The organism is Candidatus Pantoea rara (assembly GCF_051136265.1).
Classification (GTDB): domain Bacteria; phylum Pseudomonadota; class Gammaproteobacteria; order Enterobacterales; family Enterobacteriaceae; genus Pantoea; species Pantoea rara.
In genome coordinates this window covers 369,377-382,245 of sequence record NZ_CP194942.1, presented here as the reverse complement: position 1 = coordinate 382,245, position 12,869 = coordinate 369,377, and the positions used below count along the sequence as shown (strand labels likewise).

General features: G+C 56.5%; 11 protein-coding genes. 4 read left to right on the top strand and 7 right to left on the bottom strand.

The genetic code is table 11. The annotated features are described in order from the left end of the window. The first annotated feature begins 117 nt into the window (after nt 1-117). Nucleotides 118-1,803 carry an alpha-amylase family glycosyl hydrolase gene (locus tag ACR8BF_RS01745; protein ID WP_314985336.1) on the top strand — a complete coding sequence of 562 codons (1,686 nt, stop codon included), beginning with the start codon at nt 118-120 and terminating at the stop codon, nt 1,801-1,803. On the opposite strand, the gene ACR8BF_RS01740 is transcribed toward ACR8BF_RS01745, so the two are convergent. Both ACR8BF_RS01740 and bioH read right to left on the bottom strand, forming a co-directional pair. Continuing rightward, the gene (locus tag ACR8BF_RS01740; protein WP_010671554.1) at nt 1,804-2,073 is read right to left on the bottom strand and encodes a YdgH/BhsA/McbA-like domain containing protein; all 270 of its coding nucleotides are present in this window, start codon (nt 2,071-2,073) and stop codon (nt 1,804-1,806) included. A 170-nt stretch (nt 2,074-2,243) separates the two neighbouring features. Beyond that, nucleotides 2,244-3,020: a pimeloyl-ACP methyl ester esterase BioH gene (bioH, locus tag ACR8BF_RS01735; RefSeq protein WP_179898829.1), complete on the bottom strand. Its 777-nt coding sequence runs from the start codon at nt 3,018-3,020 to the stop codon at nt 2,244-2,246. A 35-nt stretch (nt 3,021-3,055) separates the two neighbouring features. On the opposite strand from bioH, the gene gntX reads away from it, so the two are divergent. Further along, nucleotides 3,056-3,736, top strand: coding sequence for a DNA utilization protein GntX (gntX, locus tag ACR8BF_RS01730; RefSeq protein WP_179898828.1), 681 nt, complete (start codon nt 3,056-3,058; stop codon nt 3,734-3,736). A 58-nt stretch (nt 3,737-3,794) separates the two neighbouring features. Continuing rightward, on the top strand, nt 3,795-4,370 hold the full coding sequence (nfuA, locus tag ACR8BF_RS01725) for a Fe-S biogenesis protein NfuA (protein WP_010253194.1): 576 nt from the start codon (nt 3,795-3,797) through the stop codon (nt 4,368-4,370). 46 nt (nt 4,371-4,416) lie between these two features. Here the strand turns inward: nfuA and malQ are convergent, their stop codons facing one another. The 5 genes from malQ to glpE all read right to left on the bottom strand — a co-directional run bounded on the left by malQ (nt 4,417) and on the right by glpE (nt 11,036). Further along, complete coding sequence (gene malQ / locus ACR8BF_RS01720) at nt 4,417-6,498, bottom strand: 4-alpha-glucanotransferase (RefSeq protein WP_434745478.1); 2,082 nt, start codon at nt 6,496-6,498, stop codon at nt 4,417-4,419. A gap of 9 nt (nt 6,499-6,507) precedes the next feature. Beyond that, the gene (gene malP, locus ACR8BF_RS01715) at nt 6,508-8,913 is read right to left on the bottom strand and encodes a maltodextrin phosphorylase (protein WP_179898826.1); all 2,406 of its coding nucleotides are present in this window, start codon (nt 8,911-8,913) and stop codon (nt 6,508-6,510) included. A 155-nt stretch (nt 8,914-9,068) separates the two neighbouring features. Next, nucleotides 9,069-9,827 carry a DeoR/GlpR family transcriptional regulator gene (locus tag ACR8BF_RS01710; RefSeq protein WP_179898825.1) on the bottom strand — a complete coding sequence of 253 codons (759 nt, stop codon included), beginning with the start codon at nt 9,825-9,827 and terminating at the stop codon, nt 9,069-9,071. 31 nt (nt 9,828-9,858) lie between these two features. Further along, a complete protein-coding gene (glpG, locus tag ACR8BF_RS01705) occupies nt 9,859-10,680 on the bottom strand; it encodes a rhomboid family intramembrane serine protease GlpG (RefSeq protein WP_136198033.1) in 822 nt (273 codons plus the stop codon). Between the two features lie 29 nt (nt 10,681-10,709). Next, complete coding sequence (gene glpE, locus ACR8BF_RS01700; RefSeq protein ID WP_292986935.1) at nt 10,710-11,036, bottom strand: thiosulfate sulfurtransferase GlpE; 327 nt, start codon at nt 11,034-11,036, stop codon at nt 10,710-10,712. Between the two features lie 227 nt (nt 11,037-11,263). Between glpE and glpD the strand changes: the two genes are divergently transcribed. After that, nucleotides 11,264-12,769, top strand: a complete 1,506-nt coding sequence (gene glpD, locus ACR8BF_RS01695) for a glycerol-3-phosphate dehydrogenase (protein WP_179898823.1) — start codon at nt 11,264-11,266, stop codon at nt 12,767-12,769. The last annotated feature ends 100 nt before the right edge of the window (nt 12,770-12,869 follow it).

The window sequence follows — 12,869 nt, the reverse complement described above, 5'->3', positions numbered from 1 at the left end:
GGGCCACATCTGGCCCCCTCTTCACGTCTTCCTTCACGGTTGAAAATCCCCATCATCGCGCTACGCTAAAAAGACGCCTGTCATAAAAACAACACCTGCTGTGGCACCCAATTCACGATGGAAACGATCACCGATCTGATTGATAAGATTTATGCTGGCACATTTCCGGAGGTGACCTTTGCGCGCCTGCGGGCTGACATCGCGACCGCCCACGAGGCGATCAAGCTGCCGCGTAAGGCCCACTGGGATGAACAGGATGTGGTGCTGATCACCTATGCCGATCAGTTTCGGGAAGCTGATAAACCCACGCTCAGCACCTTTTCACGCTTCTATCAGCAGCACCTGCAATCCACGTTTCCGCTGGTTCACCTGCTGCCCTTTTTCCCCTGGTCGTCCGATGACGGCTTTTCGGTGATTGATTACCATCAGGTCGATCCCGTGTGCGGCGACTGGCAGGATATTGCGCGCCTGCATCAGGAAACCCGGCTGATGTTCGACTTCGTCTGCAACCATATGTCGGCTAAGAGTGCCTGGTTCAGCCACTTCCTGGCGCAGGATCCCGGCTGGAATGATTTCTTTATCAGCATGCCGCCCGCCACCGATCTCAGCGCCGTCACGCGCCCGCGCACCTCGCCGCTGCTGACGCCGTTTAAAATGGCCGATGGCGATACCCGCTTTATCTGGACCACCTTCAGCGCCGATCAGATTGACCTTAATTTTGCCAATCCTGAGGTGTTGCTGCGCATGGTCAACGTGCTGCTCGACTACCTGATACGCGGCGCCGACTATGTGCGTCTCGATGCGGTTGGCTACATGTGGAAAACGCCCGGCACACGCTGTATTCATCTGGAAAAAACCCACCAGCTGGTGAAGCTGTTTCGCGCCATTGCCGACCATGTCGCGCCCGGCACGGTGATTATTACCGAGACCAACGTGCCGCATCAGGACAACATCAGCTATCTGGGTAACGGGCACGATGAGGCGCAGATGGTCTATCAGTTTTCTCTGCCACCACTGGTGCTGCATGCTATTCATACCGGATCGGCGCGCGCGCTGCGGCAGTGGGCCAGCTCACTGGATCTCAGCAGTAATGACACCACCTTCTTCAACTTCCTCGCGTCACACGATGGCATTGGGCTTAATCCAGCACGCGGCATTTTGTCTGAAGTGGAGATTGTGGCGCTGGTGCGCGATCTGGCGCTGGAAGGCGCGCTGGTCTCCTATAAAAACAATCCTGACGGCACCACCAGCCCCTATGAAATCAACGTCACCTATCTGGATGCGCTCAACCGTGAAGAGGACGACGACGCCACCCGGCTGAAACGCTTTTTACTGGCCCATGCGATTCTGCTGGTCTTTCCTGGCGTGCCTGCCATCTATATCCAGAGCATTCTGGGCGGTCGTAACCATTATGATGGCGTGCGGGCCGCCGGACACAACCGGGCGATTAATCGTCAGAAGTATGATTTGCAGCAGATTGAGATGGCACTGGCGGGGGGTGACTGGCTGCGGCAGCAGATTTATACCCGGCTCGGCCAGCTGATCCAGCTGCGTCGTCGCCAGCCGGCCTTCCATCCCGATAATCCGATGACGTTATATGACAGCGAAAACACCGTGCTGGTGCTGAGCCGTCATCAGCCTGAAAGCGGCGAGGGGTTGCTGTGCGTGTTTAATCTGAGTGGTCGGTCAGTGGAAACGCGATTGCCGGTGGCGCATACGTTGCAGGATGTGGTGAGCGGGGAGAAGGTTGATGGCACCCAGCCGGTTAAGCTGGATGCCTGGCAGTTCATGTGGCTACGTTAATTACTTGTAGACTTCAGCCGTAGCGCTGAATTTACCGTGTTCGCGGCCAGCGATCACCCGGTAATATTTACCGCCTTTTTCGTCAGCGAGCTTCGACAGCACTTTTTTAGCATCCATTGGCGAGGTAGTTTCCGCCGTGGTGTTAACGTTGCCGATCTTTTGCAGGTTCATTGTCTTAACTTCTTCCTGGGTGACTTCTTTTGCTGCCATCGCAGAAAATGAAATCGCGCCCATCATCATTGAAGCCACAACCCATTTGAAAACCTTCATTATGTTTACCCTCATTCATGATCCATTGTGAGATGTAAGCAGCAGCTAAACGCGTAAGGCAGTATGGAACGGCATAGTCATTTCCGTGACTAATCACATAAAATTGCAGCGGCCTTGCTTACAGAGAGAAGTATTACTGCTGCCTGAGATTTTGCCAACTTAAAGCATGATTATCCCGCTAAATCACTGATGAAATTAACAATATGCTGACAAAAGGTCTCAGGATGGGAAATGAAAGGCGCATGTGCGGCTTTTTCGATAATCACTGACGGTGAGGCTGGCAACATTTCATCTATCTCTGCGGCAATCCGGCGCGGCACCAGTCCATCTAACGCGCCATAGAGTCGCAGGAACGGCAATGTAATCTGTGGTAATGCAGCGCGCAGATCGACCTGACGCAGAATCTCCAGGCCGCCATCGAGTACCGGTACCTCTGGCATCGGTTGTGACAGCACCACCTCTTTCAACTGCCTCGCATCGGCACGCGCCGTTTCAGTGCCCAGCGTCTGCAGCGCCAGAAAGCGCTCTACCGTGCGCTGAAAGTCGTTGCTGAGCATCTGCTGGAAGTTCTGCAGCGTCTCCGGTTTAATGCCGGGCCAGCGCTCTGTGGCGGTGAAACAGGGTGACGACGCAACAGTAATCAGTGCAGCCAGTTTTTCTGGCGCGGTCAGCGCCAGCTGCGTTGCCACCAGTCCGCCAAGCGACCAGCCTGCAATAATCGCCTGCGGTGGCAACAACGGTCGCACCTGCTCAGCCATCTGCTCCAGCGTCAGCGCGCCAAAATTCTGACTGCGGCCATAACCGGGCAGATCGACCAGATGCAGGCGATAGTGCGGGCTGAGTCGCGGAATAATGCTTTGCCAGACTTCGGCATTCAGTCCCCATCCGTGCAGCAGCACAAGATCGCGTTTTCCTTCTCCGCAGGTGTGCCAGTAGAGCGACGTCATCAGTTACTATCCCGAAAATTGATAAGGAGGTCGCTATGCTAGCAATGCCCGCCCTGTGTTGGCTATGCCAGATGCCATTGCGGATAGCACGTCATGGCATCTGCAGCTTATGTTTACGCAGATTACCGCCGTTACCATTGCTCTGTCCGCGCTGCGGATTACCGGCAGGTTCAGCAAAAGTCGCCTGTGGCCGCTGCCAGCTTAAACCGCCCGCCTGGCAGGCGCTGGTCTGCGTTAATGACTATTGTCCGCCGTTCAGCCAGTGGGTTAATCAGCTGAAATTTTCTCACATAACCGCACTTAGAGTGATGCTGGCGCGGCTGATTTTGCTAAGCTGGCTTAATGTTTACCGGCACAGCACGGTGCCGCGTCCCGATCTGTTGCTGCCGGTTCCGCTGCATCGGCGACGTCGCTGGCAGCGTGGCTTTAATCAGACGGTATTGCTGGCCGCACCGCTGGCACACTGGCTGGGATGTGAATGGCGCGAAGGGCTTTCCCGCAAGCGAAGGGGCGCATTACAGCATAAGCTCAGCGCCCGCCAGCGCCGCACCAACTTACAGGGTGCTTTCCGCCTTGAAATGGCGGTGCAGGGACGCCATATCGCCTTGCTGGATGATGTCATTACTACCGGCAGTACCGTAGATGAAATCAGCCGCCTGTTACTGGCGCAGGGTGCCGCCAGCGTGCAGGTCTGGTGCCTGTGCCGTACCTTGTAGAGCGTCATTGATGGGCGTATTATAACCAACTAAATTAGTCAACTATTGAGCAATCGACATGATCCGAATTACTGACTCTGCCCAGGAACATTTTTCTAAACTGCTATCCAAACAAGAAGATGGCACCCAGATTCGCGTATTCGTGATTAACCCGGGTACGCCAACAGCCGAGTGTGGCGTCTCTTACTGTCCGCCCGATGCCGTTGAAGCCACCGATACTGAACTGAAGTTCGAGAAGCTCTCAGCGTATGTTGATGAACTGAGCAAACCTTATCTGGAAGATGCAGAGATCGACTTCGTTACCGACAATCTGGGTTCTCAGCTGACGCTGAAAGCGCCGAATGCCAAAATGCGTAAAGTCTCTGATGATGCGCCAATGGTTGAGCGCGTTGAATATCTGCTTCAGGCGCAGATCAACCCACAGCTGGCGGGCCATGGCGGTCGTGTGTCGCTGATGGAGATCACCGATGAGGGCTACGCCATTCTGCAGTTCGGCGGCGGCTGTAACGGCTGTTCGATGATCGACGTGACTCTGAAAGATGGTATTGAGAAGGAGCTGCTGGCTGCCTTCCCGGAACTGAAAGGCGTACGGGATATTACCGAGCATCAGCGCGGCGAACACTCGTTCTACTGATAATAACGCGCGGCAGTCTGACTGCCGCGCTATTTTATTACCCTGCTTACTTCCCTTTCTTTCCTGACTGACGCTGCTCGCTGACCACCTTCAGCAACGCATTCACTTCCTTGTCCGCAAAGATCTCCTCCAGCGTTTTACTCAGTTTGCGTCGCCAGTTAGGGTACTGATCCACCGTGCCGGGCACGTTAACCGGCGTGGTCATGCCGAGCCAGTCTTCAGGCTGCAGGCCAAGCAACGCACTGTCGGTATCCGCCAGGAAGCGATGGATCGCCCGGTTCAGCGCAGGCGTCATGGTTAGCTTCTCTGCCTTCTTCTGACTGCGTGCCGGTAAGGCGCCCGCCTGATGCAGCGCATCCAGTAGCGCCTGCTTTTGTGCGGCGCGCTGCTGATGCAAGGCTTTCACCGCATCGCCCGGATAGAGACCAAGCTTCTCCCCCAGGTCCAGATCACCCTGCTCCCAGAAACCGGTCAGCGTCGGCAGGTCATGAGTACTGGCACTGGCGATAGACTGCCGTGGATAGTCCTGAGGCGCACGATAGCGCTGATCTTTCTCCTGCTCAAACCAGAGTACTTTCCATGAGAAGACGCCGCTTTTGCGCAGCAGGCTGACGATCTCCTGAGGCACAGTGCCAAGGTCTTCGCCAATCACCATGCAGCGCAGACGGTGGCTTTCCAGCGCCAGGATGCCCAGCAGATCGTCCACCGGATAGGCCACATAGGCGCCTTTATCCGCCGTCTCTCCGGCTGGCACCCACCACAGACGCAGCAGCGACATCACATGGTCGATGCGCAACGCGCCGCAGTCGCGCATGTTAGCACGCAGCATGTCGATAAACGGCTGATAACCGCGCGCCTGCATCACATGCGGATCCATCGGCGGCAAGCCCCAGTTCTGTCCCAGCGGACCGAGACGATCAGGTGGCGCACCGACTGAGGCCTTGAGGCGATAAAGCTCAGGATCGTGCCAGGTTTCCGCGCTGCCTTCCGCTACGCCAACCGCCAGATCACGATAGAGACCCACGCTCATGCCCAGCACCTGACTGTGCGTCCAGCAGCCAGAGAACTGCTGCTGTGCCAGCCATTGCAGCCACTGCCAGAAGGCGATCTCCTCTTCATGCTGCTCACACCACTGCTGCACCTCGGGCAACTGACTGTTGCGCCACGCTTCCGGCCACGCAGGCCAGCCGCCCTGCTGCGTCTTATCCGCCTGCCGCTCCATCTGGATGCCATCGTAGGCCGCCTGATAACGCAGGCTGTCGCCGCCTTCATGCACAAAGGCCATCCAGGATTGATGCTCTTCGCTCCCACTGTCACGCGCCTGGAAATGGGCCCAGGCGTGCCGCAGCGCGGCGAGCTTAAGCGCCATTACGGCCTCGTAGTCAACCCGTTCCGCCTCACGCGCTTTAGTCAGCGCCTTCTGGGTTTTGGCACTTTTCCACCACTTCTGTGCCGCCGCGCTTTGCTGAAAATCGGTTACCTGACTGACGTCGATATAAATCACGTTCAGCCAGCGGCGCGATGACGGACTGTATGGACTGGCAAAACCGGCGCTGGCGGGATAAAGCGCATGTAGCGGATTCAGTCCGACGAAATCGCCGCCACGCTCAGCCAGTTGCACCAGCAGCTGGTCGAGATCGCCAAAGTCGCCAATACCCCAGTTCTGTTCGGATCGCACGGTGTAGAGCTGCACCAGCGCGCCCCAGCGTTTTTCTCCCGCCTCCAGCGCTGGCGGCAGATAGCAACGGCGCGGCGCGACGATAATCCGCGTCTGCCAGCTCTTTTTCCCTTTGCTGAGCATCAGCTGGTGATAACCCTGCGTCAGCGGGCCAGGCAGCGTAAAAGGCTCCCCGGCGGTTAACTCGCCGCTAAGCGTTTTGCCCTTTTCGGTCTGCAACTGCCAGCTGTAGACGCCGCTGCCCTGTGGCGTCAGCTGCCGCTTGCCACTGCCGGTGAAGACGGCGACCGGCGGCAGCGGTGCTTTTTTGGTGTCCTGCGGATCGTTCATCACCGCCAGCAGCGCGCGTTTGGTCTCATCGCTGATCGCTTCTTTCTCGCCGTTGACGTTGATGTAATCCAGTGAAATTCCTGCGGCACGGGCGGCCTGATCGAGTGTATTTTGCTTCATTGCTGCTCCTTAGCGCGGTGCCTGCCAGATACGTTGCTGATAGTCACGAATGGAACGGTCCGAGCTGAACATGCCGGTTCGGGCCGTATTGAGGATGGCGGCGCGAGTCCAGCCTTCCGGGTCATGCCACAGGGCTTCTACCCGTTGCTGCGCCTCGATATAGGCCTGGAAATCAGCCAGTACCAGCCAGGGATCGCCATGTTTCGTCAGGCTCTCAAGCATCAGATCAAACGCATGTTTATCTCCGTCGCTGAATTTGCCCTTCTCCAGCGATTTCAGTAAATCGTCCAGCGGCTTATTCTGCTTACGCACCTTTTTAGGGTTGTAGCCTTTCGCCTTGAGCGCCTTCACCTCATCCACGGTGTGACCGAAGATAAAGATATTCTCCTCACCCACCTGTTCGGCAATCTCGACATTGGCACCATCCAGCGTGCCGATAGTCAGCGCACCGTTCAGCGCCAGCTTCATGTTGCCGGTACCCGACGCTTCATAACCGGCTGTAGAGATCTGCTCGGAGAGATCGGCTGCCGGGATCATCAGTTCAGCCACGGTGATGCGGTAGTCGGGAATAAACACCACTTTGAGCCTGTCGCCGACCCGAGGATCGTTGTTCACCACCTCCGCAACCTTGTTAATGGCGTAGATAATGTTTTTCGCCAGGTAGTAACCCGGCGCGGCTTTGGCCCCAAACAGGAATACCCGAGGCGTGAAGCTGACATCTTCCGGGTTATTCAGGAGCTTCTGATAGCAGTAAAGGATATGCAGCAGGCTGAGGTGCTGGCGCTTGTACTCATGCAGACGCTTGATCTGCACATCGAACAGTGCCGCCGGATTCACGATGATGCCTGTGTGGCGGGCGATATATTCCGTAAGCTGCAATTTGTTTTGCTGCTTGATGCTGCGATAGCGCTGGCGAAACGCCTGATCGTCGGCACAGGACTCCAGACCGCTTAACGCATCAAGGTTATTGACCCACTCCGTTTTCAGCGTCTCATCAATCAGTTCCGCCAGGGCCGGATTGCACTGTTTCAGCCAGCGACGCGGCGTGATACCGTTGGTGACGTTGTGGAATTTTTGCGGCCAGAGCTGGTGATATTCCGGAAAGAGATCGCTGACAACCAGGCTTGAGTGCAGCGCCGCCACGCCATTGACCGCAAACCCGCTGACCACGCAAAGATTGGCCATTCGCACCTGACCGTCAGCCACCACTGCCAGTTTTTGCCACATCGCTTTGTCATCGGGCCAGTGCTGTTTCACCTGCTTTTTCAGCCGTTGATTGATCTCTTTGATAATCAGCATGTGGCGCGGCAGGAGATTACGCATCAGCTTCTCATCCCAGCGCTCCAGCGCCTCCGGCATCAGCGTGTGGTTGGTGTAAGCAAACAACCGGCTGGTGATCTGCCATGCCTCATCCCAGCTCAGCTGATGCTCATCCAGCAGCACACGCAGCATCTCCGGGATGGCGATGGTCGGATGGGTATCGTTGAGCTGGATCACTTCAAAGTCAGGCAGGCTGTGAATGCTGCGTCCCGCCAGATGGTGACGGCGGAGGATATCAGCCACCGCGCAGGCGCACTGAAAATATTGCTGCATCAGGCGCAGCCGTTTGCCGGCCTGATGGTTGTCATTGGGATAGAGCACCTTAGTGAGTTTTGCCGCCTCAATGCCCGGCTGCTCCGCCTGCAGGAAATTACCCTCGTTAAAGGCCGTAAGATCAAACGGATGCGCACTCACTGCCTGCCACAGGCGCAGCGGCAGTGTCACGCCGTTGTGGTAGCCGGTCACTGGCAAATCCCAGGCCTCGCCACGCAGCGTAAAATCGGGAAGCCAGCGTACACCGCCGTTTTCCCGCTTTTCTACCCGGCCCCCCATTGCGACTTCCACATCCAGCGCCGCATTGTGGCGGAACCACGGATAGCGTTCACGCTGCCAGTCATCGGGCGCTTCGATCTGCTTCCCCTCCCCGAAAGACTGGCGGAACAGGCCATACTGATAATTCAGTCCGTGGCCGGTGGCGGACTGCCCCACCGTTGCCATCGAATCCATGTAGCAGGCGGCGAGTCGTCCCAGCCCGCCGTTGCCGAGTGCCGGGTCGATCTCCTGCTCCAGCAATTCCGTTAAATCAAGCTGCTGCTCAGCCAGCGCTGCTTTAACCTCGTCATACCAGCCCAGATTCAGCAGATTGTTGCCGGTCAGACGACCAATCAGAAACTCCATCGACAGGTAATTTACGTGACGCTGCTGCTTAGCCGGGCGCGGAGCCGGTTGGGTGTCCAGCAGTTCTGCCAGTGCCGCGCTGACCGCCTGCCACGCCTGGTGCGAGGTCATCTGTTGGGCGGCGTTGAGACTCAACTGTTGCCACTGGCGGGTCAGTGCGGCATTAAAACGGGCTTTATTAAATTTTTGCTGCGACATATCACTCCCTTCTGTTACGCAATGAGGTGAAGCAAAAATAGAAAGCGCACGGGCTGACAACCGGGTGCCAGCAACCGTTAAGTTAAGACGCGAGTGGGGGAAAAAGCGACAACAATCAAAGAAAAACGCCAGCCGGGAGGCTGGCGTGGCAGGAATCAGCAGAGTTCCAGGTGAACCTCATGCTGCTCAATCACTTTCATGACGCTGGCTGGCGGCACTTTATCGGTGTAGAGATAATCCAGCAGGCTCATGTTGCCAAGATTAACCATGGCGTTGCGGCCAAATTTCGAGTGATCCACCACCAGCATCGCGCAGCGCGAATTTTCAATGATGGCGCGTTTGGTGCGAACCTCGTGATAGTCGAACTCCAGCAGCGACCCATCCATGTCGATGCCGCTGATCCCCAGGATGCCGTAATCGAGACGGAACTGGGATATAAAGTCGAGCGTCGCTTCCCCCATCACCGCGCCATCGCGGGTTCGCACTTCACCGCCCGCGATAATCACCCGGAAATCGGGCTTGCCCATCAACAGCATTGCGACGTTGAGGTTGTTGGTCACCACGCGTAAATCGCTGTGGTTGAGCAGCGCATGCGCCACCGCTTCCGGCGTGGTGCCGATGTCGATAAACAGCGTGGCCCCATCCGGGATCTGGCTGGCAACCCGCTGCGCAATCCGCGCTTTTTCCGCTGACCACATCATTTTACGATCGTGCCAGGCGGTATTCTCAGAGCTGGAAGGGAGCGCCGCGCCACCGTGGTGGCGCTGAATTTTGTTCTGATCGGCCAAATCGTTGAGATCGCGACGAATAGTTTGCGGGCTGACCTCAAAATGATCCACCAGCTCCTCAGTACTGACATATCCCTGACGACGGACTAAATCGATAATCGCGTCATGACGTTGCGTCTGCTTCACGTTCCTCTCCTGTTAAACCGCTTATTACTGTCTATCGACGCGTGACGTTACGCGTATCGACCAGCGCCATCGCCAGCCCAACGACCAGACCAGCGACATGCGCCGCGTTGGCAATAGCCAGACCAAAGACGCCGAACCAGCCAATCACCAGCCAGACCACTGCAAAACCGATCAATCCCCGTTCAAGATAGACGCCGCTGTCGGGATCGCGCTCACCGCGCAGCCAGCAGTAACCCATCAGGGCATAGACCACGCCCGACAGACCACCAAACCAGATGCCGCTGAACTTCGCCTGCAGCCAGCCGCTGAGCAGCGCCGAAATCAGCATAATCACAAACAGTTTGCCGCTGCCAAGACGCTTCTCAACCACGCCGCCCAGATACCACCACCACATCAGATTAAACAGGATGTGCAGCAGTGAGAAGTGCAGCAGCGCATGGCTGAACCAGCGCCAGACCTGAAGGTGCTGATCGGCATCCGGCCAGGAAAGCCACGCCATCACGGCCTGATCGCCCATGACCTGCATCAGAATAAAGACTGCGATGCAGAGCACCATCAGGGTCATGGTCAGCGGACCGGCACGCTCACGGATGTTCGCCCAGATATTGCTGCGCTCATAGCGCAGACCACTGTCGGTTTTGCCGCTGTGCCAGCTGGCGGCCTGATAACGCGGATGGTTAGGGTCGTGCAAAAACTGCTGAAGTTCGTTTTCGACCACCGAAATTTTGCTCTCATCATCGAGCATGATGACGTAGTGATTTTCATGCTCGATACGCAGCGTGATGCCCTGCGTCGCCATGTAGTCAACAAACGCCTGCGCCATGCGCGGCTGATTAAATTGGGTAATGCGCATCAGTAACTCTCCATGTGACGAGCAGCCATTTATTCACTGCCAGAGGCAACCTGCTGAGGGAAAGCGGCACGCCAGGCATCAAAGCCGCCATCAATGCTGTAGGTCTCATTAAAACCCTGTCCCAGCAGATAGTGTGCTGCGCTTTTGCTGCTGTTGCCGTGATAGCACATGACCAGCACGGGCAGGCTGTGATCGGCACCACTGACAAAGTCGCTGAGGTTAGTGTTGGTCAAATGCAGCGCACCCGTCGCATGGCCCAGGGCATAACTTTGCGGATCGCGGATATCCACCAGCAGCGCACCCTGCGCCAGACGCGCCTGCGCCTGCTGCACATCAATACATTCGAACGTTTCCATGGGATCTCTCATAACAGCGTCACAATAGCCCGTAGTGTAACCCGATAATCCACGCCGATAACCTGACAATCGTTACGGGTATCTGTTTTTTTGGTGGGCAGAATGTTAGCTATATCACGCAAAAATGTTTTTACCCGGTTAAAAGCTGGCGTCAATGTTGGTTTGCGATTATGATTATGCTCGAAAACGAACATTAATGAACTATTCCGAACATCGGAGGAGATGACGTGGAAACCAAAGACCTGATCGTGATCGGCGGCGGCATCAACGGTGCCGGCATTGCAGCAGACGCTGCAGGACGCGGACTGTCGGTGTTAATGCTGGAGGCGCGGGATCTGGCTTGCGCGACCTCCTCTGCCAGTTCAAAACTGATTCACGGCGGCTTGCGCTACCTTGAACATTACGAATTCCGTCTGGTCAGTGAAGCACTGGCCGAACGTGAAGTACTGCTGAAAATGGCGCCGCACCTGGCGTTCCCGATGCGCTTCCGTCTTCCGCACCGTCCGCATCTGCGTCCGGCCTGGATGATCCGCACCGGCCTGTTTATGTATGACCATCTTGGCAAGCGTACCAGCCTGCCAGGCAGTAAAAGTCTGCGCTTTGGCGCGGATTCGGCCCTTAAGCCGGAAATTACGCGCGGATTCGAATATTCAGACTGCTGGGTCGATGATGCCCGCATGGTGGTACTGAATGCGCAGGAAGTGGTGAAGCATGGCGGCGAAGTGCGTACCCGCACCCGTGTGACGCGCGCCTGGCGTGAAGGCGGCCTGTGGAAGGTCGAAGCGGAAGATGTCGACACCGGTAAAACCTTTACCTGGCAGTCGAAAGGTCTGGTTAACGCGGCCGGCCCGTGGGTTAAGCAGCTGTTTGATGACAGCCTGAAGCTGAAGTCGCCTTATGGTATCCGTCTGATCAAAGGCAGCCACATCGTGGTGCCGCGCGTCCATACCGAGAAGCAGGCTTATATTCTGCAGAACGAAGATAACCGCATCGTGTTTGTCATCCCGTGGATGGATGAATTCTCTATTATCGGGACGACCGACGTAGAGTACAAAGGCGATCCGAAAAGCGTCCATATCGATGACAGCGAGACTGAGTACCTGCTGAAAGTGTTTAACGGACACTTTAAAAAGCAACTGACCGCCGACGATATCGTCTGGTCTTACTCGGGTGTCCGTCCGCTGTGTGATGACGAATCTGATTCACCGCAGGCAATCACCCGTGATTACACGCTGGATGTGCGCGATGATAACGGTCAGGCTCCACTGCTTTCCGTGTTTGGCGGCAAGCTGACCACCTATCGTAAGCTGGCAGAACATGCGCTGGAGAAACTGGCGAAGTACTACCCGAACGCCGGTCCGGCCTGGACGAAGAAATGCGTGTTGCCGGGCGGTAACATTAACGGCACCAGCGAGGATTATGCGGTCAGCCTGCGTCGTCGTTATCCGTTCATTACCGAAAACATGGCGCGCCACTTCTCACGTACTTACGGCAGCAGCACTGAAACCCTGCTGAACGGAGCGAAAAGCCTGGACGATTTGGGTGAGAATTTCGGTCATGATTTCTATGAGGCGGAGTTACGCTACCTGGTCCAGCATGAGTGGGTGCGTGAGCTGGATGATGCTATCTGGCGTCGTACTAAACAGGGCATGTGGCTGACCAAAGAGCAGCAGGCGCGCGTGGCTGAATGGCTGGCCGCGAAAGCGAAACCGGCACTGTCGCTGGCTTCATAAGCGGACAGTAACCGATCAGAAAGCAGGCTCCGGCCTGCTTTTTTATTGTCTGGTTATCGGCTATTCGGTCCCCTCGCCCGTTAAACGCTAGCTGAAGAAT

Excerpts from the sequence above, each read along its gene's own strand:
- gntX (WP_179898828.1), top strand. The coding sequence starts at position 3,056 with ATGCTAGCAATGCCCGCCCTGTGTTGGCTATGCCAGATGCCATTGCGG.
- malQ (WP_434745478.1), bottom strand. The coding sequence starts at position 6,498 with ATGAAGCAAAATACACTCGATCAGGCCGCCCGTGCCGCAGGAATTTCA.
- ACR8BF_RS01745 (WP_314985336.1), top strand. The coding sequence starts at position 118 with ATGGAAACGATCACCGATCTGATTGATAAGATTTATGCTGGCACATTT.
- ACR8BF_RS01740 (WP_010671554.1), bottom strand. The coding sequence starts at position 2,073 with ATGAAGGTTTTCAAATGGGTTGTGGCTTCAATGATGATGGGCGCGATT.
- malP (WP_179898826.1), bottom strand. The coding sequence starts at position 8,913 with ATGTCGCAGCAAAAATTTAATAAAGCCCGTTTTAATGCCGCACTGACC.
- glpG (WP_136198033.1), bottom strand. The coding sequence starts at position 10,680 with ATGCGCATTACCCAATTTAATCAGCCGCGCATGGCGCAGGCGTTTGTT.
- glpE (WP_292986935.1), bottom strand. The coding sequence starts at position 11,036 with ATGGAAACGTTCGAATGTATTGATGTGCAGCAGGCGCAGGCGCGTCTG.
- nfuA (WP_010253194.1), top strand. The coding sequence starts at position 3,795 with ATGATCCGAATTACTGACTCTGCCCAGGAACATTTTTCTAAACTGCTA.
- bioH (WP_179898829.1), bottom strand. The coding sequence starts at position 3,020 with ATGACGTCGCTCTACTGGCACACCTGCGGAGAAGGAAAACGCGATCTT.